The sequence below is a fragment of the Enterobacter sp. P82 genome, assembly GCF_037053385.1.
Classification (GTDB): Bacteria; Pseudomonadota; Gammaproteobacteria; order Enterobacterales; family Enterobacteriaceae; genus Enterobacter.
Genome location: NZ_JBALHX010000001.1, coordinates 222,576 through 246,958, shown reverse-complemented (window position 1 = coordinate 246,958; position 24,383 = coordinate 222,576). Strand labels below are relative to the sequence as shown.

Below are 24,383 nucleotides of genomic sequence, written 5' to 3'. Positions count from 1 at the left end.
TCATGTATTATGAGCAGGAAATACTGACACGGAGAAGACCTGCAATGTCACAGCCAGACGCTATTATTCGTATAAAAAATTTACGCTTGCGTACCTTCATCGGTATCAAAGAGGAAGAGATCGCCAACCGTCAGGATATTGTCATTAATGTGGTCATCCACTACCCGGCAGATAAAGCGCGGGCCAGTGAAGACATTAATGATGCGCTGAACTACCGCACAATAACCAAAAACATCATCCAGTACGTGGAAAATAACCGCTTCTCTCTGCTGGAAAAATTAACTCAGGATGTGCTCGACATCGCACGCGAACATCACTGGGTCACTTATGCTGAAGTAGAGATCGATAAACTTCACGCCCTGCGTTACGCCGATTCCGTCTCAATGACGTTAAGCTGGCAACACCAGGCGTAAACCTGGAGGTTGTATGAAGATTTTGCTGACCGGCGGTACAGGACTGATTGGTCATCATCTCGTTGCGCGCCTGCAGGCGCTGCATCACGACATTACCGTTGTGACGCGCAGCCCGGAGAAAGCACGCCAGGTGCTGGGGACGGGTGTCGACATCTGGAAAAATTTGTCCGAGCAGCAAAATCTGGACGGCTTTGACGCCGTCATCAACCTGGCAGGTGAACCCATCGCCGATAAACGCTGGACGGAAGAGCAAAAACAACTGCTCTGCAGCAGTCGGTGGAACATTACCGAAAAGCTGGTCGAGCTTATTCGCAATAGCCACACGCCGCCTTCGGTGTTGATTTCAGGCTCAGCAGTGGGCTATTACGGCGATCTCGGCGAAGTGGTAGTGACCGAGGAAGAGCCACCCCATAACGAGTTTACCCACAAACTCTGCGCCCAATGGGAACGCATCGCCTGTGCCGCGCAGAGCGATCATACCCGTGTCTGCCTGTTGCGAACCGGCATCGTGCTTGCGCCGAAAGGGGGTATTCTGGCGAAGATGCTTCCCCCTTTCAGGCTCGGGCTCGGCGGGCCAATCGGTAATGGCCGCCAGTATATGGCGTGGATCCACATTGACGATATGGTGAACGGCATTCTCTGGCTGCTGGATAACGATCTACGCGGGCCATTTAATATGGTTGCACCGTATCCGGTGCGTAATGAGCAGTTTGCTCATGCGCTGGGGCACGCCCTGCATCGTCCGGCGATTTTACGTGTCCCTGCAACGGTAATTCGCCTGATAATGGGGGAAGCATCGGTGCTGGCATTAGGCGGGCAACGGGCGCTGCCAAAACGGCTGGAAGCGGCCGGGTTTGCATTCCGCTGGTATGACTTAGAAGAAGCGCTGGAGGATGTGGTGCGGTGAATATGCTACATTCATACGTCATGTCCAGATGAAATGGCGTAATAATGGCAACCATCACCACCCCCCGGCTTCACCTCACCCCTTTCGAACCCTCTGACTGGGCCTTCTTCCGCTCACTGCGAGAAGATCGCAGCATCATGCGCTATATGGCCGCCATCGCGCCGGAAAAAGAGACCCGACGCGTATTTGCCGCACGTCTGGCGGCAGCGCATGTGTTTGTTATCCGTATGCATGATGATGCGTCGCCGCTCGGGGATATTGGCCTGCAAATCAGCACAGAAAACCGCGAAGAGGCCGATATCGGCTATACCGTCGTGCCTGCTGCTCAGGGACAAGGCATCGCCAGCGAGGCGCTGCGCGCGGTGTGTGACTATGCGTTTAACCAGACCGGCGTGAAAGCGATTAACGCCTACGTGCTGGCAGATAACGGCGGCTCGGTGCGAGTATTAGAGAAAGCCGGGTTTGTACGCACGCAGTTGCTGGAAAAGGCGTACGAGATTGACGGTGTGCGCTATGACGACTGGGTGTATCGGCTGGAGTGCGGTACAGTTTGATGCCCTCACCCCATCCCTCTCCCAAAGGGGAGAGGGAGAAAGGCAAAATCTACTTCAGTGAGCCCTTCAGGAACTGCTGCAAACGCGGACTTTGCGGGTTTGCCAGCACCTCGTCCGGATGCCCCTGCTCTTCTATTTTCCCCTGATGCAGGAAGATAACGTGGTTCGAGACGTTACGGGCGAAGCCCATCTCGTGCGTCACCACCACCATCGTTTTCCCCTCTTCGGCCAGCTTCTGCATAATGCGCAGCACTTCGCCGACGAGTTCTGGATCGAGCGCGGAGGTCGGTTCGTCAAACAACAGCACCTCGGGTTCCATCGCCAGTGCGCGGGCGATGGACACACGCTGCTGCTGACCACCGGAGAGATGCACCGGGTATTTCATCTGCTGCCGCTCGTCGATACCCACTTTCGCCAGGTATTTCACCGCGCGCTCGCGGGCTTCCTGCTTGCTCAGGCCAAGCACCTGAACCGGTGCTTCCATCACGTTCTCCAGCACCGTCATATGGCTCCAGAGATTGAAGTGCTGGAACACCATGGTCAGACGCGTACGCAACAGGCGCAGCTGGTTCTTATCTGCAACCTTCAGTTGACCGTCTTTATCACGTACCAGATTGATATTCTGCCCGCTCACCACAATCGAGCCTTCACTCGGTTTTTCGAGGAAGTTGATGCAGCGCAGGAAGGTACTTTTCCCCGAGCCGGATGAGCCGATGATACTGATCACGTCGCCCGCATTCGCCTGCAGCGACACCCCTTTCAGCACTTCATGTTCGCCGTAGCGTTTGTGCAAATCAATAACGTTTAATTTGTTCTCAGCCATCATCTTTCTCAGTGCGTCGAAGAAGGTTTTATATGCTGCAACCAGCGTTTTTCAGCCTTACGGAACAGGCTAATCAGAACATAAGAGATAATTAAATAGAGCACTGCCGCAATGCCAAACGCAGTAAACGGCTGATAGGTCGCGGAGTTAATATCGCGCGCAATTTTAAGCAGATCCGGCACCGTCGCGGTAAAGGCGAGCGCGGTGGAGTGCAGCATCAAAATCACTTCGTTACTGTACGCCGGTAGCGCGATACGCAGCGCCGACGGCAGAATTATGCAGCGGTAAAGTTTCACTGACGAGAAACCGTACGCGCGTGCCGCTTCGATTTCCCCGTAAGGCACGGAACGAATTGCCCCCGCGAAAATCTCAGTGGTATAGGCGCAGGTATTGAGCGTCAACGCCAGCACCGTACAGTTCAGGCCACTGCGGAAGAACGCATTCAGCATCTCAGTGCCTTTTACGATCTCCAGCGTGTACATCCCCGAATAGAACACCAGCAGCTGCACGTACAGCGGTGTGCCGCGAAACACGTAGGTAAACAGCCATATAGGGAACTGGATATATTTTTTGTTCGACACACGGCCAATGGCAAGAAACACCGCCAGAATGCCGCCCATCACCACGGAGGAGATCAGCAGCCAGAGCGTAATCGCCACACCGGTAAAGCGATAGCCATCTGTCCACAGCAGCGATTTCCAGTATTCCTGAATAATCTCAATCACAGGTCAGCCCTCTTCACACCCACGGAGTAGCGACGCTCGAGCAGAAGCAGCACACCATTGGAGACGGTCGTAAAGACCAGATAAATCACACCACAGACCACCGCAAAGTAGAACGGCTCCCAGGTGCTCTTGCCCGCCAGCTGAGTCGCTTTAACGACGTCTTCCAGACCGAGCAGCGAGACCAGCGCCGTCGCTTTGAGGATAACCTGCCAGTTGTTACCGATACCCGGAAGCGCGTAGCGCATCATGGCCGGGAACATGATTCGGCGAAACGTTTGTGAGGAGGTAAAACCAAATGCGGTTGCCGCCTCAATGTGACCTTTCGGCACGGCCATGTAAGCACCGCGGAAAGTTTCAGTGAAGTAGGCTCCGTAGATAAAACCGAGGGTGATAATACCAGCCACCATCGGGTCAATATCAATTTGTCCCATGCCCATCGCGTCCGTCGCGCTGTTCAGCGCAATCTGCAGACCGTAGAAGATAAGCAGCATCAACACCAGATCAGGAACACCGCGAATGAGCGTGGTATAGCCTTCAAAAATTAACGCCAGTGGTTTGTTAGCTGAAAGCTTCGCACCGGCACCCGCCAGACCTATCAGCACCGCCAGCACCACGGAGCTGATAGCCAGCTCAAGGGTGACAAGCGCGCCCTGTAAAATAACGCCAGAAAATCCGTACAGCATACCGCGAGCCCTGTCGTATCGTGAGTGGTGGAACCGTGTCTTTTCCCCTCCCACTTCGGGAGGGGCCGCACGTTATTTGACGGGGCGATTAGCCGCCGTAAACATTAAAATCGAAGTATTTTTTCGCCAGTTTGTCGTACGTGCCGTCAGCGCGCATTTCGGCAAACGCTTTGTTCAGTGCTTCACGTAATTCGTTGTCTTCTTTACGAAGGCCCATACCGGTGCCCACGCCAAACAACTTCACATCCTTAATGGACGGACCGCCAAACTTGTAATCTTTACCGACCGGCGTCTTCAGGAAGCCTTCGCTCGCCGCGACTTCATCCTGGAAGGCCGCATCAATACGGCCTGCCGTCAGGTCTGCGTAGATATTTTCCTGGCCCTGATAGGAGACAATTTCAATCCCTTTCGGTGCCCAGTGTTCGTTACCGTAGGTTTCCTGTGTGGTGCCCTGCAGTACGCCAACACGTTTGCCTTTCAGCGACTCCAGCGTTGGTTGAATGTCAGACGATTTCGCCACCACCAGACGGGAATCGGCCGCGTAGAGTTTGTCCGTGAAGGCAATCTCCTGCTGGCGTTTTTCGGTGATAGAGAGTGAGGACATAATCACGTCGATTTTTTTGGCTTTCAGAGAAGGGATCAACGCGTCCAGTGGGTTCTCAACGTAGGTGCACTGTGCTTTGATGCGTTTGCACAGCTCATTGGCCAGATCGATGTCAAAACCAACCAGTTCACCCTTAGAATTCTTTGACTCGAACGGAGCATAGGTAGGATCGGTACCAATACGAATTTTCTGCGGAATTGCTGCGAATGCCGCGGTGGCGCTGGAAAAGGCCAGTACCAGAGATAGTGACAACACGAGTTTTTTCATATCTGTCCTCAACAAACTGTCTTCATACGGGATTTTTACGACGACGGGGTGGTGCTAATGTGCCATCAATCCCCTCTGACAGGCAAAGATTAATGCCTTTCAGCTGGGATTTTTTGCATTATAAATGCGTAAGTATGCACAAAGCGATCCAATACAGTGCAACAAATGCACTGCATTGGGTCAACCACTCCCGTAACGCACTTTTCTGGTGCGTCACCGCCAGGTGTTATTCACCGTATACGTTGAAGTCGAAGTATTTCTTCGCCAGTTTGTCGTAAGTACCGTCTTTACGCAGCTCTGCGAACGCTTTGTCAAAGGCGGCTTTCAGCTCGGTATCATCCTTACGCAGGCCAATACCGGTACCGTCACCAAAGTACTTTTTGTCCTTCACTGACGGGCCTGCAAACGCGTAGTCTTTACCCGCAGGCTGCTTCAGGAAGCCTTCGCTTGCGGCCACTTCATCCTGGAATGCCGCATCCAGACGACCTGCTGCCAGGTCAGAGTAAATCAAATCCTGGTTCTGGTACGCGACGACGTCTACGCCCTTCTCACGCCAGTTTGCATTGGCGTAACCTTCCTGAGTTGACCCCTGAAGCACACCGACATGCCTGCCTTTCAGCGAGTCAATGGTTGGCTTGATAGGGGAACCTTTCGGCGCAATCAGACGAGAATCCGCAGCGTAGAGCTTGTCAGAGAAGGCAATCTCCTGCTGACGCTTTTCGGTGATGGAGAGAGAAGAGATAATGGCGTCGATTTTCTTGGCTTTCAGCGACGGGATTAATGCGTCGAAGTCGCTGCCCACCCATGTGCATTTCACCGCAATGCGTTTGCACATTTCATTTCCCAGGTCGATATCAAACCCCACAAAATCGCCTTTCGCATCCTTGGAAGAGAATGGCGCGTAGGTTGCGTCTGTACCGATACGAACTGTCTGTGGAAGCGCTGCGTAGCTACCTGCTGCCGCACTTAACCCCACGAGCAAAGACAGAGCCAGAACCGTCTTCTTCATACATTTACCCTCAAGTACCGTGATTTTATTATGTATTGTGTTGTGTGTTGTGTTGCAGGCTTCATCTTGCAGGTCTTATGCCACATTGCCGTCTGGTCAAAACTTCGACGTTAAATATGTTAATAAAACGTTGCGATATTGCCTTAATGGTGAAAGATAGCAGGTCTGCCGAACGAACCGGAAAGAGAAAAAGGGAAAAAACGAATTAAATGTCGAGGATATGATCGCCGTTGCATAATTGCCCTGAAACAGGGCAACATCTCTTTTCATGCACCTTGCTTGTGCACAGAATCAAGCTCCCTGCCAGCGAGTGAACAGATCTTCGGGCAGGTCGATATCAAACTGATCCAGTACACGGTTAACGGTCTGGTTAATCACATCATCCAGTGAGACAGGACGATGATAAAACGCCGGCACCGGTGGCATAATCACCGCACCCAGCTCGGCGGCCTGGGTCATTAAGCGCAAGTGGCCCAGATGCAGCGGTGTTTCCCGCACACAAAGAACCAGAGGGCGGCGCTCTTTCAACACCACATCTGCCGCGCGCGTCACCAGCGTGTCGGTATAGCTGTTCACAATGCCGGAAAGCGTTTTAATAGAACAGGGCAGGATAACCATGCCGGCGGTTTTAAATGAGCCTGAGGAGATGCTGGCGGCGATATCGCGGGCATCGTGAACGACATCTGCCAGTGTCTGAACGTCACGCAGGGAGAGATCGGTTTCCAGAGAGAGCGTTTGCCGTGCCGCCTGACTCATCACCAGATGGGTTTCCACTTCCGCCACGTTACGCAGAACCTGTAACAGACGTACGCCGTAAATCGCGCCACTGGCACCGCTGAGCCCAACAATGAGTCGTTTCATGATTTTCGCCCTTACTGATTTCAGGGCAGACTGTGCAGGATTTTGCGGGGAGTTGCAAGTGAGGGCGAATACCCTCACTTGCAGAGACATCAACCTTCGTTGTGCATCTCTAAACTTTCGAGATCGTTTTGCAACTGGACGGCTTTCGCATCGTCGTTGCGCAGCGAATCCAGATAGTCGAGGTACTTCTGGTCAACATCTTTGGTCACGTAGACGCCGTTGAAAACGGAGCACTCGAACTGCTGAATCTCTGGGTTCTCAGCACGCACTGCGTCGATGAGATCGTTCAGATCCTGGAAAATCAGGCCATCAGCGCCGATGATCTGGCGAATTTCATCCACTTCACGGCCGTGAGCGATCAGCTCGTTGGCGGTTGGCATATCAATACCATACACGTTCGGGAAGCGAATTTCTGGCGCTGCGGAAGCCAGGTAGACTTTCTTCGCACCCGCTTCACGCGCCATCTCGATAATCTGCTCTGAGGTAGTGCCACGGACGATGGAGTCATCCACCAGCAGAACGTTCTTATCGCGGAATTCCGCACGGTTAGCGTTCAGCTTGCGGCGCACGGACTTACGACGCAACTGCTGGCCTGGCATGATGAAGGTACGGCCAACGTAGCGGTTCTTCACAAAGCCCTGACGGTACGGCTTATCCAGAATGCGGGCGATTTCCAGGGCGATATCGCAGGAGGTTTCCGGAATAGGAATAACCACATCGATGTCGAGATCATCCCACTCGCGGGCAATTTTTTCACCCAGCTTGGTACCCATGTTTACGCGCGCGCTGTAAACGGAAATCTTGTCAATGAACGAGTCCGGACGCGCGAAGTACACGTATTCGAACAGGCACGGATTGCTGACCGGGTTATCTGCACACTGGCGGGTAAACAACTGACCCTTCTCAGTAATGTAGACCGCTTCACCCGGGGCTACATCACGCAGGAATTCGAAGCCCAGGGTATCCAACGCCACGCTCTCAGAGGCAACCATATATTCGGTACGACCATCGCCCAGGTCGCGTTTACCGAGCACCAGCGGACGAATGCCGTTTGGATCGCGGAAGGCCACCATGCCATGACCGATAATCATCGCCACGCAGGCGTACGCACCACGGATCTGGCGGTTTGTGGCAGCAATGGCAGCAAAAATGTTGTCTGCTTCCAGCGGATAGTGACGGAAATTATCCAGCTCGCTGGCGAACACGTTGAGCAGGATTTCAGAATCAGAGGTGGTGTTAATGTGGCGACGTTTCTCTTCGAACAGCTTTTTACGCAGCTCGTGCGCGTTGGTCAGGTTACCGTTATGGGCAAGGGTAATGCCATACGGTGAGTTGACGTAGAAAGGCTGTGCCTCAGAGGCGCTGGAACTGCCAGCAGTAGGATAACGAACGTGACCGATCCCCATATTACCTTGCAGACGCTGCATATGGCGGGCTTCAAACACATCGTTTACCAGGCCATTCGCCTTACGTAAACGGAAGCAGTTGTTTGCATCAATGGTGATGATACCCGCAGCATCCTGCCCACGGTGCTGAAGCACCGTTAACGCGTCATAAATCGACTGGTTTACCGGCATGAAACCGGCGATACCGACAATACCGCACATTCGTCTTTTCCTCGTTAAGCCACATCTCAGGGTTTATGCCCTGGGCAAAAAACTCGACGAGCTTTGCAGATAGTCAAAGAACCATCTGATGATGAAGCTGAACTCTGGAATGAGCTGCGATTTCTGCCAGTCTTCACTTTTGGAGAACCCGGTGAAGGTATCCAGGAAGAACAGGATCGCGGCTACAATCAGCACGCCTCGTAATGCCCCGAAACAGATCCCGAGCACCCTGTCCGTTCCTGACAGACCGGTTTTCTCGACCAGCTGACCTATCACGTAATTCACGATAGCGCCAACAATCAGCGTCGCGATAAACAGCACCGCGATAGCGATTCCATTTCGGACCAGTTCATCTTCAAAGCCCGTGAACCAGACAGACAGGTAAGTGTAGTAATGACTGGCAACAAAGAAAGCACAACCCCATGTCACCAGCGATAACGCTTCACGAACAAAGCCACGGATCAGGCTAACCAGACAGGAAAAACCAATCACCGCAATGATGGCGTAATCAATCCAGACCATATGTGTCCCACGATTTAACGCCCTGTCATCCAGTTCGGGGCGAATTCTAACAGAAAAAGAAAACGTTTGCGTAGGGATTTCCTTCCCGCGCGTAAATAAAAAAGGCGCTGAAAAAATGTTCAACGCCGTGGCCTATCGCCTCTCTCTTTCAGGAGCAGGTCGTACTTAGTTAGCGCTGTAGCTCATCACTACACCACTCAGACCGGAGATCTGCTTCAGCTCGCCGAGCGAACCTTTCAGTTTGTCTTTAGACGCCTCTGGCCCCACGAGGATACGGGTAATTTTACCCTGCACCGGCGTGGAAGGTGAAGTGTAAACACGATACCCCGCACTGCGCAGTTTCCCCACCACCTCATTGACTTTATCCGCATTTTTCAGCGCACCAAGTTGCACAACGTAAGCTTTGCCCGTTGGGGCTGCAGCCTCTTGCTGAGCCGGTTTCGCTGGCGGAGCTGTCTCTGAAGCAGCGGCCAGCTGTTCTGCTGTTTTATCGCGCTGTGGTTTAGGCTGAGGTTTGTCGACCGGCTTCGGTTTTTCAACAGGTTTAGGCTGCTCTACCGGCACAGGGTCGATCTCATTGTTGCTCGTTGCCGCCAGACGAGACGGGTCGAGCGACGGTGCTGCGGCATCGCCCGCACGGATCTCTTCTGCCGCACCTTCCGGTGGCTGAGCAGGAAGCGCCTGCGTCGCCGCAGGGAGCATATCCGGCTCATCGCGGTCACCCGGTTTAGGGACCAGCGGAATAGCGGCAAACTCATCCTGATAATGCTTTTTCTGCCCGTCGAGCAGACCCGGGAGGATAATCACCCCAAGCGCGACCAGCACAATGGTTCCTGTTAAACGGTTCTGAAACTTACTCGCCACCGGTTCTCCCCGCGTCCATCACTTCCATGACATGTGCTACGGTGTGGAATGAGCCACACACCAGCACGGTATCTTCTGGTTTAGCATCCGCCATCGCGGCATGCCAGGCCTGAGCCACGCTATTGTAGATTGCGCCTTTGCCAAGATGTTCCATCAGTTGCTCAGCTGTTGCGCCACGCGGCCCCTCCAGAGGAGCACAATACCAGCTATCGACCACACTCTCCATGCAGGCCAGCGTCCCGCCGATATCTTTATCATGAAGCATACCGATAACTGCCAGTACGCGCCCGGTTTTTGGTAACGATTTAAGACGTCCGGCAAGATAAGCCGCCGCATGTGGGTTATGGGCCACATCCAGAATGAGACGTGGTGACTCGCTGACGATCTGGAAACGCCCGGGCAGAATCGCGTTCTGTATACCATCGCGGATCGCCTGCTCGCTGACCGCGAGGCCGCTGGCGCGCAGTGCCGCCAGTGCCGTTGCCGCGTTAGGCTGTGGCACCTGCGGCAGAGGCAGATTGTCCAGCGCGCCCTGCGCATCACTAAAGCGCCAGACATGGTTCAGCACTTCATACTGCCAGTCAACGTCGCGGCGCAGCAGACGCGCGCCCTTCTCGTTTGCCACATCCGCAATGGTATGCGGCATATCCGGCTCGCCGACCACGGCGGGCTTATCTGCGCGGAAAACACCGGCCTTCTCGCGGCCAATGCTTTCACGGTCCGGTCCCAGCCAGTCGGTATGATCCAGCGCGATGCTGGTGACCACCGCCACATCTGCATCCACCATATTGGTGGCATCAAGACGTCCGCCGAGGCCGACCTCAAGGATCACCACATCGAGTTGCGCCTGCTTGAACAGCCATAGCGCCGAAAGCGTTCCGTATTCGAAATAGGTTAATGAGATCTCACCGCGCGCGGCTTCAATTTCCGCAAACGAGGCCGTATGTGCCGATTCCGGTAACTCACTGTTCTGCACGCGAACCCGTTCGGTATAGCGTACCAGGTGTGGAGAGCTGTAAACGCCAACCTTATAACCCGCAGCCATCAGAATGGATTCCAGCGTACGGCAGGTCGTCCCTTTACCGTTGGTGCCCGCGACAGTAAAAACGAAAGGCGCAGGTTTCAGCACATCAAGACGCGCAGCGACCTGGCTTACGCGCTCAAGGCCCATATCAATGGTTTTGCTGTGCAGGTTTTCCAGATAAGAAAGCCACGCGGCCAGGGGCGACGTGGCTTGGGGAATGCTTTTATTTTCCATGATGCCCGGTTGTCATTAACAGTTTAGAAAGCAAAAGGGCAGCGCCAACCGGCCCTGCCCTTTTCAGTTATCAGGCCTCGGGTTCCTGATCCGGTACCACCACGCCTTCGCGCGGCTCATCCGGGTTTGGCGCTGGCAGGTTCATCAGCTTCGCCAGAATGCTCGCCAGTTTCAGGCGCATTTCCGGACGACGGACGATCATGTCGATGGCGCCTTTTTCGATGAGGAACTCACTGCGCTGGAAGCCCGGCGGCAGTTTTTCACGCACGGTCTGCTCGATAACGCGAGGACCTGCAAAGCCGATCAGCGCTTTTGGCTCAGCGATGTTCAGATCGCCCAGCATCGCGAAACTTGCGGAGACGCCACCCATGGTTGGGTCGGTCAGCACAGAGATGTAAGGCAGACCACGCTCCTGCATTTTTGCCAGTGCCGCAGAGGTTTTCGCCATCTGCATCAGAGACATCAACGCTTCCTGCATACGCGCACCGCCAGAGGCAGAGAAGCAGATCAGCGGGCAGTTGTCTTCCAGCGCCTGCTCGACGGCACGCACAAAACGCGCCCCCACCACTGAACCCATTGAGCCGCCCATAAAGGAGAACTCAAACGCAGCGGCAACAACCGGCATCTCATGCAGGGTGCCTTTCATGACGATCAGCGCGTCTTTCTCGCCGGTCTCTTTCTGTGCAGAGGCCAGACGATCTTTGTATTTTTTGGAATCGCGGAACTTCAGCACGTCTTTTGGCTCAAGCTCGCTACCCAGTTCTACCAGAGAACCTTCGTCCAGCAGGCTATGCAGGCGGTTACGCGCCGACATACGCATGTGGTGGTCACACTTCGGACACACCTCTAGGTTGCGTTCCAGCTCTGCGCGATACAGAACCTGGCCGCAGCTATCACACTTCGTCCATACCCCTTCAGGAATGCTCGCTTTGCGCGTTGGGGTAATGTTGCTTTTAATTCGTTCAATCCAGCTCATTGATAACCTTTCTGCCTGAACCTGGTCGTATGCCAGTTTTGCTATAAGAGGCGAATAATGCCATTTTTGCCTCCAACAGACCATGAATGTTGCACATTAAAACATAACAGCCCGAAACTTTGGATAAAAAAGTGGTCGAACCGCCAGTGTGCATTTACTTCGCTTGTTTCGCCGCCGCACGTTTGTGACGAATAACCTCAATCACGCCAGGCAGTACAGAAAGCACAATAATCGCTACAATCAGTAACTTAAGGTTTTCCTGAACCACCGGCAGATCGCCAAACAGGTAGCCTGCATAGGTAAACAGCAGTACCCACAGCAGCGCGCCAACCACGTTATATGCCGCAAAGTGACGATAGGACATATGTCCCATTCCCGCCACAAACGGCGCAAATGTACGCACAATAGGCACAAAGCGTGCAAGGATAATGGTTTTCCCACCATGGCGTTCATAAAACGCATGGGTCTTGTCTAAATAGCTACGACGGAAAATTTTCGAGTCTGGGTTACTGAAAAGCCGCTCACCAAATACTCGTCCAATCGTATAGTTGACCGCATCACCCACAATGGCGGCAATCACCATCAGTACAACCATCAGATGCACATTCAAATCATTGGTCGGTAATGCTGATAACGCCCCGGCGACGAACAACAGCGAATCCCCAGGTAAAAACGGGGTGACGACCAGACCGGTTTCACAGAACAGAATGAGGAACAGAATAGCGTAAACCCAGACGCCATACTGTGCGACAAGCTCCGCCAGATGAACATCAATATGCAGGATGAAATCAATCAAAAAACGAATTACGTCCATATTGTTTAAGCCCTAATTGCACCTTTGTTTAGTCCGCTAAAAATAGCGGGCCCATTGGCGGTTTCGGCAGGTCAAACCGATCCGGATAGTCTACCGAGACCAGATACAACCCCTCCGCTTTCGCCGTGGCTGCCGCAAGCGTTCTGTCCTTCGCTGCCAGCAGTTCAGCAATCCAGCTCTCCGGCTGGTGTCCGGCACCCACTTCCATCAGGCTGCCCACAATATTCCGTACCATATGATGTACAAAGGCATTGGCTTTGATATCCACCACCACATACGCGCCAAAACGGCTGACGTTTATGTGCATGACATTACGCCACGGCGTGCGGGACTGACACTGCACCGCACGAAACGAGGTAAAGTCATTTTCACCAATCAGACACTGTGCCGCACGATGCATACGTTCAGCATCAAGCGGTTCATAAAAATGCGTCACGCCCTGGCTTAACACCGCTGGACGAAGACGTTGATTGTAGATGACATAACGGTAGCGACGCGCCGTGGCGCTGAAGCGCGCGTGAAAATCATCCGGCACAGCTTTCACCCAACGAACAGCAATGTCACCAGGTAAATTCGCATTTACACCCAGCGTCCAGGCGGCATCTTTACGCACGGCAGTGGTTTCAAAGTGAACCACCTGCCCCGTGCCATGAACACCCGCGTCCGTACGGCCCGCGCACAGGACGTTAATTGGCTCGTTTGCCACCTGAGAGAGCGCTTTCTCCAGCTTCTCCTGGACGCTGCGCACCTCATTCTGACGCTGCCAGCCATAGTATTTACTGCCATCGTACTCAATACCGAGGGCAATTTTATGAACTGGCTTTTGATCCACGTCTGACATCAGTACAGGTACTCCTGTACCAGTTTTTCAGCGATTTTGACCGCCATCAGCGCACCGCCGAAACGAACGTTGTCAGCAACGGACCAGAACTGAACCTGCTCCGGCATACCGTAATCGTTACGCACGCAGCCAACGGAAAGATGCGCGCTACCGGTGGCATCGCCCACCTGGGTCGGGAACTCGCTCTCTTCGGAAAGCACAATGTCTTCTCCACGACCAAACGCATCGCGCGCTTCTTCTGCCGCCAGCGGACGCAACGCTTCAAAACCTACCATCTGCGCGTGACCGTAGAAGACCGGCGACTGCACGACATTCGCGGAGATCATCAGGCCGTCGTCCTGCAGAATTTTACGAACTTCATCGACGATCCGGCGCTCTTCGCGCACGGAACCCTCGCGATCTGGCAGCAATGGCAGCATGTTGAACGCCAGCTGACGACCAAAGAAATCGTCTTCGTCAATCGGGATGCCGTTCAACAACTTCGCGCTCTGACCGGCCAGCGCATCGACGGCCTTTTTGCCATTTGCGGAGGCGGACAGCAGACTGGTGACAGTAATACGCGACAGGCCGCCGTCGTCGATAAGTGGTTTCAGAGCGGTCAGCAGCTGGCTGGTCAGGCTGTTTGGTACCGCGATGATATTGCGATTACGGTAATCAGCCAGCACAAACGGGTTCACGTCCGGCACCACCAGCGGCACATCCGGCTCCATGGAGAACAGACCGCTCAGGTCGATCACCAGACAGCCTGCGTTAGTCGCCTCTTCAATGTAAGCAGCAGTGGCTTCAACGCCCGCGGCGAAAAATGCCAGCTGCGCCTGCGTCCAGTCGAACGCTGCCGCATCCTGAACCATCACGGATTTACTGTTGAAACGCAGATGCTCACCCGCGCTATCGGTACGCGCCAGCGCATAGATATCGCCCACCGGGAACTGACGCTCAGCAAGGGTTTCGAGTAGGGCTTCGCCCACGGCACCCGTGGCACCTAAAATGGCAATGTTCCAGCCTTCAGACATGGTGGTTTACTCCAGAAATAAAAAAGCGTCCCTGTCGGAGTATCCGACAGGGAGCATTAAGAAGACATTAATGTGCCGGGTGATGTACGGCGTTAAAACCCAGTTTATGCAGCAGCGTTGCAGCCTTTGCGTCATCGCAAATCACATACAGAGAGGACCACTCGCGGCGCTCTACATAGTTTTTGCGCAGCTTGTCAAACTCTCCCGGGATCCCCGCCACCTTACGCAGTAGTGCATCATCGCGGCGCACATCATACACCAAATGCACCAGCCTTTTCAGCGTCGCCTGATCGAGCGGACCATGCAGCGTAATGCGGCCAAATTCAGGTGCAGGCAGTAAGGTATCCAGCGCGACCTGCTGCGGATGCCCAATAAAGGCACTGTAGGCTTCGAAGACCTGAGTCGTGCCGCGCGCTTTCCCCTCGAGGGTGTAACCGGCGATATGCGCAGTACCCACGTCCACCTTGTTAAGCAGCTCAACGTTGAGATCCGGCTCTGGCTCCCAGACGTCCAGCACCACGCTGAGGTCTTGTCCATCATTCAGACATGTCAGCAGCGCGGCATTATCCACCACCGGACCGCGGCAGGCATTTATCAGAATAGTGCCAGGTTTCAGACGACGGATCAGGGCTTCGTCGGCAAGATGCAGCGACTTATACGGCCCTTCTTTAAACAACGGCGTGTGGAAAGTGATCACATCGCACTGTTCAACCAGTTCATCCAGCGGGCGGAAATCCCCTTCCTCACCGTTGTCTTTGCGCGGAGGGTCGCACAGCAGAGTACGAATACCCAACGCTTCCAGACGTTTTTGCAGGCGTCCGCCCACATTACCCACACCGACAATCCCTACGGTACGATCCTGCAGCGCAAAACTGTCACGCTCGGCAAGCATCAGAAGGGAGGAAAAAACGTATTCCACTACAGCAATGGCGTTACAGCCCGGCGCGGCGGAAAAACCGATCCCCGCCTGCTTAAGCCATTTGTCATCCACATGATCCGTCCCTGCCGTTGCGGTCCCGACGAACTTAATCGCTTTACCGGCGAGCAACGCCTCATTTACTTTGGTCACCGAGCGCACCATCAGCGCATCTGCATCATCCAGTTCGTTAACCGGGATTGGACGACCAGGGACAGCCTTAACGTTACCCAGGCGGCTAAACAGCTCACGGGCATAAGGCATATTTTCATCAACGAGGATTTTCACGTCTGAGTACCTGTTTGAGAGGAAGAAAACCTGCCAAGTGTGCCATAATCTGGCCGCCAGGCATATACGTATGCCAGGTTTACGCTGAGTTTTGACTTTAAGGATTTTTGACGATGCAGCCCATTTCAGGTACGCCGCCACGCCCTCCGGGTGAAGGCCCTGTCACGCCGAACGTTGCCGGTGAACAACCGCTATCCACCCAACAGCGCACCGTGCTGGAGCGACTGATCACGCGCCTGATTGCGCTGACGTCACAGCAAAACGCGGAAGTCTGGGCTGGGGTTAAGCATGATTTAGGTGTCCGGAACGATGCACCGTTGCAGTCGCGCCACTTCCCAGCGGCCGAGCAAAATCTGAATCAGCGTATTACCGCCGCACAGCAAAATCACACTACCCGGCAGATTGTCTCACAGCTCACCGAGCTGTTAGGACAGGGTAATAACCGACAGGCGGTCAGTGATTTCATTCGCCAGCAGTTTGGCCAGACCGCCCTGAGTCAGCTGACGCCAGAGCAGTTGAAAACCGTGCTGACGCTGCTGCAAACCAATCAGCTGACCATCCCGCAACCGCAACAGCGTCCGTCAACCGAGCGTCCGCTGCTGCCTGCTGAACACAATACACTGAACCAGATGGTGACCAAACTGGCCGCCGCCACCGGCGAGTCAACGAAGCTTATCTGGCAATCGATGCTGGAGCTTTCCGGCGTGAAAGCGGGCGAGCTGATCCCGGCGAAACAGTTTACCCATCTGGTGACCTGGCTACAGGCCCGTCAGACGCTGAGTGCCCAGAGTACCCCTACCCTGCATACGCTCCAGGCGGCACTGAAACAGCCGCTTGAGCCGCATGAGTTTGAGGTTATTCGGGATTACGCCCAGCAGACCTGGCAGGCCACGCCGCAAACGGTACTGACCACCGCGCAGGTGCAGGATTTGCTGAATCAGATCTTTATCCGCCGCGCCGAGCGTGAAGGCGGCGTGCCGGAAGTCAGGGATATTCAGCCGATCTACAACCCGCTGTTTGCACCGGTCGTGGAGACCTTCAGAACGCTGTCTGCCCGTCCAGGGCTGTTGTTTATTGCGCTGATGATTGCGCTGGCGATTTTCTGGCTGGTTGCCTGAGGTTTTGCCCGGTGGCGCTACGCTTACCGGGCCTACAACGGCTCAAGTCCTGCGAAACGCCACCAGCGTCACCACAATACCAACCACCGCAGAAACCGCTCCCGCCAGGAACACTGACGGATAGCCAAACGAAGTGGCTAACAGCCCCGCCAGCGGCCCGGTGACCCCGTATGAGATATCCTGAAACGCCGCATAGCCGCCCAATGCTGTACCGCGTACCTGTGGGGCAACACGCTTCACAACTTCAACGCCGAGCGCCGGGAAGATCAGTGAACAACCGCAACCGGTGAGTGCTGCGCCGATCAGTGCAACAGAAGCGACCGGTGCGTTCCACAGTAGCAACAGGCCAACGGTTTCTATCATCAGCGACGCTACGGCCACTTTCACACCGCCAAAACGATCCGGCATCCAGCCAAACAGCACTCGCATCAACACAAATGCGCCGCCAAAGGCAGTGAGGGTAAAGCCCGCCATCGCCCAGCCACGACTCATGAAATACAGCGAGACGAACGTACCAATCACCGCAAATCCCACGCCCTGCAGTGCCAGACCAAGACCCGGCTGCCATATTTGACCAACCACGCTCCACAGGGAAGGACGCACCCCTTTATGGGCTGGTACTTTACGGACCGAACCGTTAAACGCCCACGCCAGCAGCGGTAACAGCATGGTGGTGGCAGCCAGCGCCGCAAATCCAAACTGGCTATTAATAAGCAGTCCAAGCGGTGCGCCTGCGGCCAGTGCACCATAGATAGCCATACCGTTCCAGGACATCACCTTACCGGAGCGTGCAGGCCCCACCAGCCCCATTCCCCAGGTCAGGGTGCCGGTCAGCAGCTGGCTTTCACCAAAGCCAAGGATTAAACGGCCCAGCACCAGCAGCGCAAATTTATACGCGGCATCGACCGGCAGGAGAGCAGCCAGCAGCCACGCACCACCTGCCAGCCCGCAGGCAAACATCCCCTGCAGTGCGGAACGTTTAGCACCGTGCTGATCCGCCAGACGACCGGCGTATCCACGCGTTAATACCGTGGCTAAAAACTGAATGCCCACGGCAATGCCGACCATGGTGTTGCCATAGCCCAGTTCCTGATGAACGAACAGCGGGATCACCGGCAACGGCAGGCCAACGGTCATATAGGTCAGAAATACGGCAAAGGCGATGCGGAACAGCGAGACGTTCGCTGAAGGGGTTGTTTCTGTTTGAGTTATTGCAGTCATGCTTTACTCCGAAATGAAGAGTAAGGCGGGGAAATGCCACGCCCCCTCTACCTGTTTACCAGGATTAAGGTGCGTTGGTTGACGTTAAACGCTTACGCATTATCGTGAGGATAATGTTGAGGTGTGAAGTTTGCCTGTCAGATCAGCCAGTTGTCAATGCATAAAAAAAGGGAGCCTTATGGCTCCCTTTCTGAATCAAACATAAAACTTATGCTTTCAGCTTACGCATCACCAGCGTGGCGTTGGTGCCGCCGAAACCGAAGCTGTTGGACATGACGGTGGTCAGCGTCGCGTCCATTGGTTTGGTCACGATGTTCAGGCCAGCAGCCTGCTCGTCCATCTCTTCGATGTTGATGCTTGGGGCGATAAAGCCGTTTTCCAGCATCAGCAGAGAGTAGATCGCTTCCTGCACGCCAGCCGCACCCAGAGAGTGTCCGGTCATCGCTTTGGTTGCAGAGATAGCCGGGCTATTGTCGCCGAAGACTTCACGGATTGCACCCAGCTCTTTCACGTCGCCTACCGGAGTAGAGGTACCGTGGGAGTTCAGGTAGTCGATTGGGGTATCAACACCATGCATCGCCATCTTCATGCAGCGCACTGCACCTTCTCCAGATGGCGCAACCATGTCAGCGCCATCAGACGTTGCACCGTAGCCCACGATCTCAGCATAGATGTGCGCGCCGCGTGCCAGCGCATGTTCCAGCTCTTCAACCACAACCATACCGCCGCCGCCAGCGATAACGAAACCGTCACGGTGCGCATCATAGGTACGGGATGCTTTATCTGGGGTTTCATTGTATTTGGTGGACAGTGCGCCCATCGCGTCGAATTCACAGGCCATTTCCCAGCCCAGCTCTTCGCCGCCGCCAGCAAATACGATGTCCTGTTTACCCAGTTGGATCTGCTCAACAGCATTACCGATGCAGTGTGCAGATGTCGCACACGCGGAGCTGATGGAGTAGTTCACACCGTGGATTTTGAATGGGGTCGCCAGGCACGCGGAAACCGCAGAACCCATGGCTTTGGTTACCACGTACGGACCTACCGCTTTCAGACCACGCGGGCTGCGCATTGCGTCAGCACCGAATACCTGCGCTTTTGATGAGCCGCCGGAACCGGCAATCAGACCCACGCGCGGGTTGTTCTGATAAACCTCTTCGCTCAGGCCGGAATCTTTGATCGCTTCCTGCATGGAGAGATAAGCATAAATAGAGGCATCGTTCATGAAACGAACCACTTTGCGGTCAATCAAACCGGTGGTGTCCAGTTTGACATTACCCCATACGTGGCTGCGCATACCTGAATCTTTAAACTCTTCAGAGAAAGTGATCCCGGAGCGTCCTTCACGCAGAGATGCCAGGACTTCCTGCTGGTTATTACCGATGCTGGAGACAATGCCCAGGCCAGTAATCACTGCACGTTTCATTCAATACCTCTGTAAGTCGCACTATAGTAAGTTTCGAGTCGCACAATAGCGTACACTTGTACGCCGAACAAGTCCGATCAGCCATTTTCTGCGGAAATTTGCACCGATGGGCTCACATCGTTAAGATCGTGCCACTGCCTGTCAGACGAGTAACTTACGTGAAACAAAATGCTATACAACCCGCCAACCTCGAATTCAACGCTGAGGGTACACCTGTTTCCCGAGATTTTGATGACGTCTATTTTTCTAATGATAACGGACTGGAAGAAACCCGCTATGTTTTCCTCGACGGAAACCAGCTCAGCATTCGCTTCCCTGTACATCCACGGAATCTGTTCGTGGTCGCGGAGAGCGGCTTCGGTACCGGGCTGAATTTTCTGACCCTCTGGCAGGCGTTCGATCAGTTTCACGCTGCACACCCTGAGGCTACGCTACAAAGATTACATTTCATCAGTTTCGAAAAATTCCCGCTCACGGCGCACGATCTGCGGCTCGCCCATCAGCACTGGCCGGAACTTGCACCGTGGGCAGAGCAGCTTCAGGCAAAGTGGCCGCCTCATATTGGTGGCTGTCACCGTTTACTGCTGGACGGCGGACGCATCACACTGGATCTGTGGCTTGGCGACATCAATGAACTGACCGATAAGCTCGATGATTCGATGAATCAGAAGGTAGATGCATGGTTTCTGGACGGCTTTGCGCCTGCCAAAAATCCGGATATGTGGAGCCAGCATCTGTTCACCGCGATGGCGCGGTTGGCACGCCCTGGCGCAACGCTCGCTACCTTTACCTCAGCAGGATTTGTCCGCCGGGGGTTGCAGGACGCGGGCTTTACCATGCAGAAGACCAAAGGTTTTGGCCGCAAGCGCGACATGCTGGTCGGCAGGATGGATCAGACGCTGGACATTCCCGCTCAGGCCCCCTGGTTTGCACGCCGCGCCAGCGCATCGCGAGAGGTGGCGATAGTCGGCGGAGGGATCGCCAGCGCCCTGCTTTCTCTCGCCCTTCTCCACCGGGGCTGGCAGGTAACACTCTACTGTGCTGACGAGACGCCAGCAAAGGGTGCTTCCGGCAACCGTCAGGGGGCGCTCTATCCCCTTTTAAGCGCTCACGATCCTGCACTGAGCCAGTTTTTCCCGGCAGCCTTTATCTTTGCCCGTCATCTGTATGACGCCCTGCCAGTGGCATTCGACCATGACTGGTGCGGCGTGACCCAGCTCGGCTGGGATCAAAAGAGCCAGCAAAAAATCACGCAGATGCTGTCGCTGGGTCTGCCTGACGAGATTGCCCGCGCGGTAAGTGCGCAAGAGGTGGCAGACACCGCTGGCGTTGACACCGGCTGTGGAGGTATTCAGTATCCACTCGGCGGCTGGCTGTGCCCGGCTGAACTGACCACCGCGGTCATTGCCCTGGCGCAATCACACGGGCTTACGGCACATTATGCTCACAAGGTTGAATCGCTGAGCCGTACAGATCACTGGAATCTCCGTTTTGCTGATGGCAAAGAGGCAAGCCATGCCAGCGTTGTGCTGGCAAACGGGCATCACATCAGTCAGTTTATCCAGACAGAGACGTTGCCGGTTTATCCGGTCGGCGGCCAGGTAAGCCATATCCCGACCACACCCAAACTGAGCAAGCTGCGTCAGGTGCTGTGCTATGACGGCTATCTGACGCCGCAAAACCTGTCTAACGGGCATCATTGCATCGGTGCCAGCTACCATCGTGGCGAAACGGATATGCACTACAGCGATGCGGACCAACAGCAAAACCGCCAGCGACTGATTGACTGTTTCCCGGATGCTGCGTGGGCGAAAGAGGTTGATGTTAGTGAGGGTGAAGCGCGCTGCGGCGTGCGCTGTGCCACCCGCGACCATCTGCCTATGGCGGGGAATGTGCCGGACTACAACGCGACGCTTGAGGCCTATCAGGATCTGGCTGAACGCAAGGAAACGGCGGCGGCCTCACCGGTGTATCCGGAGCTGTTTATGCTGGGTGGGCTAGGTTCTCGCGGGCTGTGTTCTGCACCACTGCTGGCAGAAGTTTTAGCCGCGCAAATGAGCGACGAGCCGATTCCGCTGGACAGGGTTACGCTTGCAGGGCTCAATCCAAACCGACTGTGGGTGCGGAAACTGCTGAAGGGGAAGAAGGTTAAATAGGGTGTGGTCTGGAGCCCTCTCCCACCGGGAGAGGGCTTAGAAACAGTTACTTCGCTTTCGCCTGCTGGAACAAATTATCCCACATCCCCAGAACCAGTGACTGATCGCGCGGAGAGAGTTCTCCTGCCAGAATAGCTTTCTCCAGGCTGCGGGTCACTTCATCGTGAATGGCCTCGGCAGTGTGATCGTCCCCGGCCTCCAGCTCCGCAACAGCCAACGTCAGGTGACCACGCAGATAACCGCTGGCGAACAGCTCATCATCACTGGCGTGTTCCACCATGTCATCAATTAACGCCAGAATGCGTGATTCAAATTCTGCGATCATCTTCTTTCCTCAGTTAAAGATCTTCCGGCCAGGGGAAGCATTCCGCCGTGATCACCGGCGTGTGGTAATAATTCTGTAAAGCCTCGATCAGGCGCGCCGGACGTTCCGGAATGCCTTTCTCAAGATATTCCATCACCTGCGCATGAACGCGGCGCTGGAACATGATACGGTCTGGCTCGAAGTCGCCTTCGAGGTTGTCACAGCTCACGTTGAACGGGAAACCCGCCGCGACGCAGAATAACCATTCCAGCGCCTGCGGTTTGACTTCCACATCTTCAAACTGCCCCTGCGTCGCCGCGTCACGTCCGTCCGGGCAGTACCAGTAGCCGAAGTCCACCAGCTCGCGACGCGCTTTTCCGGCGATGCACCAGTGCGAAATCTCGTGCAACCCGCTGGCGTAAAAACCGTGAGCAAAGACGATGCGGTTATACGGCACGTCAGCATCAGCGGGAAGATAGATCGGTTCGTCGTCGCCTTTAATCAGACGGGTATTAAAATCGTCAGCAAAACAGCCGTCAAAAATCTCAATCAGCTGTTCGTATTTATGCGTACTGTTCATTAGTGCATCCCCAACCAGGTGAGGATCTCCTGTCCATGGCTGTCATAAAGAAGTTTGGCGCTCATTACCGCCGAGACGATAACAATCATTGGGCGGATAAGTTTTTGTCCTTTGCTTAAAACCAGACGCGAGCCTGCACGCGCGCCCAGGAACTGCCCCGCCATCATCACAAACCCGGTTGCCCAGATAACCTTGCCGCCGATGATAAACAGCAACAGGCCACCGAGGTTTGAGGTCGCGTTGAGCACTTTGGCATGGGCAGTAGATTTGGCAAGATTAAAGCCGGCCAGCGTCACGAACGCCAGCGCATAAAATGAACCGGCACCCGGGCCGAAGAAACCGTCGTAAAAACCCACACAGCCACCGGCAATAAGAGCAAACGGCAAGCCGTGCAGTCGACGCTGACGATCTTCTTCACCGAGTTTTGGCATCAGCAAGAAGTAAAGCCCGATGCAGATGACCAGAATCGGCAGGATCTGGCGCAAAATGTCGGACTGCACGTGCTGGACCAGCAGCGCGCCCGACGTCGAGCCGATAAAGGTCATCAGGATATTGAGCTTCTGATCGGCAAGGCTCACCACCTTACGGCGGATAAAATAGAGCGATGCCGAGAGTGAACCGCCGCAAGCCTGCAGCTTATTCGTGGCCAGAGCCTGCGCCGGGCTCATGCCCGCCGCCAGTAGCGCGGGCACGGTTAACAGCCCGCCGCCGCCCGCAAGAGCATCGATAAAACCGGCCAGCATGGCCACAAAGAACAGCACCACCAGTAGCAGCGGCGACACCATAAACAGATCGACGAAATTATCCATTAAAGTACATGCTCATCCAGTAGCGCCTGGCAGGAAGGCGGCAACGGAGGCGGTGTCTTCTTCTCAGGCTTAGAGGTTCCAGGTTTGGCTGGCTCAAACCAGCTTTGCAGTTCATATCCGCAGCCATCGCCCGACGGCGGTAGCGGCTGATCTTCACATTCCAGGCTGTTCGCCGGGCAACGCAGACGCACGTGCATGTGCGCACGGTGCTGGAACCACGGGCGGACTTTGCGCAGCCAGTCGCGATCGGTTCCGGCATCCAGGCAGAGCTGCTGTTTGATAGCCGGGTTAACGAAAATCCGCGTGACGTCGTTATCTTTTGCCGCCAGCTTGATCAAACTGAAGACATCCTGCGACCACAGCGAAGGCACAACGTTTTTACCGTCGCTTGCCACCAGATCCAGCGCCTGCGGTTTCAGCAGTTGGGCAGAACTCCAGCGCGCTTTCGGCAGTTGCAGGAAGATATCGACATCCAGCCCTGTCTGATGACTGGCGTGCCCACTGTTAAAACGACCGCCGGCAGGCATCCCCATATCGCCAATCAACATCGTGCCCAATCCCAGGTTATGCACCTGGTTTCCCAGACGCTGGATGAACAACACCAGATCCGGGTGGCCGAAATAACGACGCTGATCGGTACGCATCACCTGGTAGGTATCGGACTGCAGCGGAAGCTCCTGGGCACCGACGATACAGCCGTTCGAAAAGGCGCCAATGGACTGTGCGCTCCCCGCCACCGGGTGGGTGATTTTTTGCCATGGCGTCGCAGCCAGACTGGCTCCACTGGCGAGCAGCGCCAACAGAGCAATTGCGGTCTTTTTCAT

At 54.9% G+C, this 24,383-nt stretch carries 26 protein-coding genes; 5 read left to right on the top strand and 21 right to left on the bottom strand.

Going from position 1 to position 24,383, the window contains the following annotated elements:
- Positions 1–44: 44 nt before the first annotated feature.
- The 3 genes from folX to WB237_RS01135 are packed head-to-tail and all read left to right on the top strand — an operon-like array spanning position 45 to position 1,874.
- Positions 45–413: a dihydroneopterin triphosphate 2'-epimerase gene (gene folX, locus WB237_RS01145; protein WP_028016226.1), complete on the top strand. Its 369-nt coding sequence runs from the start codon at positions 45–47 to the stop codon at positions 411–413.
- Positions 414–426: 13 nt separating this feature from the next.
- The gene (locus WB237_RS01140) at positions 427–1,320 is read left to right on the top strand and encodes a TIGR01777 family oxidoreductase (RefSeq protein ID WP_336209533.1); all 894 of its coding nucleotides are present in this window, start codon (positions 427–429) and stop codon (positions 1,318–1,320) included.
- A gap of 44 nt (positions 1,321–1,364) precedes the next feature.
- The gene (locus WB237_RS01135; RefSeq protein ID WP_336209531.1) at positions 1,365–1,874 is read left to right on the top strand and encodes a GNAT family N-acetyltransferase; all 510 of its coding nucleotides are present in this window, start codon (positions 1,365–1,367) and stop codon (positions 1,872–1,874) included.
- 49 nt (positions 1,875–1,923) lie between these two features.
- Here the strand turns inward: WB237_RS01135 and hisP are convergent, their stop codons facing one another.
- From hisP to pdxB, 15 genes are all read right to left on the bottom strand, one after another.
- Positions 1,924–2,697 (bottom strand): histidine ABC transporter ATP-binding protein HisP, encoded by a 774-nt coding sequence (hisP, locus tag WB237_RS01130; protein WP_028016220.1) that lies wholly within the window; start codon positions 2,695–2,697, stop codon positions 1,924–1,926.
- An 8-nt stretch (positions 2,698–2,705) separates the two neighbouring features.
- A complete protein-coding gene (locus WB237_RS01125; RefSeq protein WP_336209529.1) occupies positions 2,706–3,422 on the bottom strand; it encodes an ABC transporter permease in 717 nt (238 codons plus the stop codon).
- Positions 3,419–4,105 (bottom strand): histidine ABC transporter permease HisQ, encoded by a 687-nt coding sequence (locus tag WB237_RS01120; protein ID WP_114977630.1) that lies wholly within the window; start codon positions 4,103–4,105, stop codon positions 3,419–3,421. Before WB237_RS01120 ends, WB237_RS01125 begins: the two co-directional genes overlap by 4 nt.
- An 88-nt stretch (positions 4,106–4,193) precedes the next feature.
- On the bottom strand, positions 4,194–4,976 hold the full coding sequence (gene hisJ, locus WB237_RS01115; RefSeq protein ID WP_008502592.1) for a histidine ABC transporter substrate-binding protein HisJ: 783 nt from the start codon (positions 4,974–4,976) through the stop codon (positions 4,194–4,196).
- A 226-nt stretch (positions 4,977–5,202) separates the two neighbouring features.
- Positions 5,203–5,985, bottom strand: a complete 783-nt coding sequence (gene argT, locus WB237_RS01110) for a lysine/arginine/ornithine ABC transporter substrate-binding protein ArgT (RefSeq protein ID WP_336209526.1) — start codon at positions 5,983–5,985, stop codon at positions 5,203–5,205.
- A gap of 291 nt (positions 5,986–6,276) precedes the next feature.
- Complete coding sequence (locus tag WB237_RS01105) at positions 6,277–6,846, bottom strand: UbiX family flavin prenyltransferase (protein WP_108090840.1); 570 nt, start codon at positions 6,844–6,846, stop codon at positions 6,277–6,279.
- Between the two features lie 89 nt (positions 6,847–6,935).
- Complete coding sequence (gene purF / locus WB237_RS01100) at positions 6,936–8,453, bottom strand: amidophosphoribosyltransferase (protein ID WP_049005877.1); 1,518 nt, start codon at positions 8,451–8,453, stop codon at positions 6,936–6,938.
- Positions 8,454–8,486: 33 nt separating this feature from the next.
- Entirely contained in the window at positions 8,487–8,975 is a 489-nt protein-coding gene (gene cvpA / locus WB237_RS01095; RefSeq protein WP_000262116.1) for a colicin V production protein, read from the bottom strand.
- A 165-nt stretch (positions 8,976–9,140) separates the two neighbouring features.
- Entirely contained in the window at positions 9,141–9,839 is a 699-nt protein-coding gene (dedD, locus tag WB237_RS01090) for a cell division protein DedD (RefSeq protein ID WP_114977628.1), read from the bottom strand.
- Entirely contained in the window at positions 9,829–11,097 is a 1,269-nt protein-coding gene (gene folC / locus WB237_RS01085; protein ID WP_336209521.1) for a bifunctional tetrahydrofolate synthase/dihydrofolate synthase, read from the bottom strand. The genes dedD and folC overlap by 11 nt, the downstream gene beginning before the upstream one ends.
- Positions 11,098–11,167: 70 nt before the next feature.
- Positions 11,168–12,073: an acetyl-CoA carboxylase, carboxyltransferase subunit beta gene (gene accD, locus WB237_RS01080; protein WP_003861408.1), complete on the bottom strand. Its 906-nt coding sequence runs from the start codon at positions 12,071–12,073 to the stop codon at positions 11,168–11,170.
- Positions 12,074–12,227: 154 nt separating this feature from the next.
- Positions 12,228–12,887, bottom strand: coding sequence for a DedA family protein (locus WB237_RS01075; protein WP_336209519.1), 660 nt, complete (start codon positions 12,885–12,887; stop codon positions 12,228–12,230).
- Between the two features lie 28 nt (positions 12,888–12,915).
- On the bottom strand, positions 12,916–13,728 hold the full coding sequence (truA, locus tag WB237_RS01070) for a tRNA pseudouridine(38-40) synthase TruA (RefSeq protein ID WP_028016212.1): 813 nt from the start codon (positions 13,726–13,728) through the stop codon (positions 12,916–12,918).
- A complete protein-coding gene (locus tag WB237_RS01065) occupies positions 13,728–14,741 on the bottom strand; it encodes an aspartate-semialdehyde dehydrogenase (protein ID WP_049005881.1) in 1,014 nt (337 codons plus the stop codon). The genes truA and WB237_RS01065 overlap by 1 nt, the downstream gene beginning before the upstream one ends.
- Before the next feature lie 67 nt (positions 14,742–14,808).
- Entirely contained in the window at positions 14,809–15,945 is a 1,137-nt protein-coding gene (gene pdxB / locus WB237_RS01060; protein ID WP_336209517.1) for a 4-phosphoerythronate dehydrogenase PdxB, read from the bottom strand.
- 113 nt (positions 15,946–16,058) lie between these two features.
- Here pdxB and flk point away from each other — a divergent pair, with 113 nt between their 5' ends.
- Positions 16,059–17,063 (top strand): flagella biosynthesis regulator Flk, encoded by a 1,005-nt coding sequence (gene flk, locus WB237_RS01055; RefSeq protein ID WP_028016209.1) that lies wholly within the window; start codon positions 16,059–16,061, stop codon positions 17,061–17,063.
- 42 nt (positions 17,064–17,105) lie between these two features.
- On the opposite strand, the gene WB237_RS01050 is transcribed toward flk, so the two are convergent.
- Together WB237_RS01050 and fabB are read right to left on the bottom strand one after the other, a co-directional pair.
- Positions 17,106–18,284, bottom strand: a complete 1,179-nt coding sequence (locus tag WB237_RS01050; RefSeq protein WP_336209514.1) for an MFS transporter — start codon at positions 18,282–18,284, stop codon at positions 17,106–17,108.
- Positions 18,285–18,492: 208 nt separating this feature from the next.
- A complete protein-coding gene (gene fabB, locus WB237_RS01045; RefSeq protein WP_028016207.1) occupies positions 18,493–19,710 on the bottom strand; it encodes a beta-ketoacyl-ACP synthase I in 1,218 nt (405 codons plus the stop codon).
- A gap of 158 nt (positions 19,711–19,868) precedes the next feature.
- Between fabB and mnmC the strand changes: the two genes are divergently transcribed.
- Positions 19,869–21,866, top strand: a complete 1,998-nt coding sequence (gene mnmC / locus WB237_RS01040; protein ID WP_336209512.1) for a bifunctional tRNA (5-methylaminomethyl-2-thiouridine)(34)-methyltransferase MnmD/FAD-dependent 5-carboxymethylaminomethyl-2-thiouridine(34) oxidoreductase MnmC — start codon at positions 19,869–19,871, stop codon at positions 21,864–21,866.
- A gap of 46 nt (positions 21,867–21,912) precedes the next feature.
- Here the strand turns inward: mnmC and WB237_RS01035 are convergent, their stop codons facing one another.
- From WB237_RS01035 to mepA, 4 genes are read right to left on the bottom strand one after another with little or no spacing between them, the layout of a single operon-like run.
- On the bottom strand, positions 21,913–22,191 hold the full coding sequence (locus WB237_RS01035) for a YfcL family protein (RefSeq protein WP_336209510.1): 279 nt from the start codon (positions 22,189–22,191) through the stop codon (positions 21,913–21,915).
- Between the two features lie 13 nt (positions 22,192–22,204).
- Positions 22,205–22,750 carry an elongation factor P hydroxylase gene (locus WB237_RS01030; protein ID WP_336209508.1) on the bottom strand — a complete coding sequence of 182 codons (546 nt, stop codon included), beginning with the start codon at positions 22,748–22,750 and terminating at the stop codon, positions 22,205–22,207.
- On the bottom strand, positions 22,750–23,559 hold the full coding sequence (locus tag WB237_RS01025; RefSeq protein WP_336209506.1) for a sulfite exporter TauE/SafE family protein: 810 nt from the start codon (positions 23,557–23,559) through the stop codon (positions 22,750–22,752). Before WB237_RS01025 ends, WB237_RS01030 begins: the two co-directional genes overlap by 1 nt.
- Positions 23,559–24,383, bottom strand: coding sequence for a penicillin-insensitive murein endopeptidase (gene mepA / locus WB237_RS01020; protein ID WP_028016202.1), 825 nt, complete (start codon positions 24,381–24,383; stop codon positions 23,559–23,561). The genes WB237_RS01025 and mepA overlap by 1 nt, the downstream gene beginning before the upstream one ends.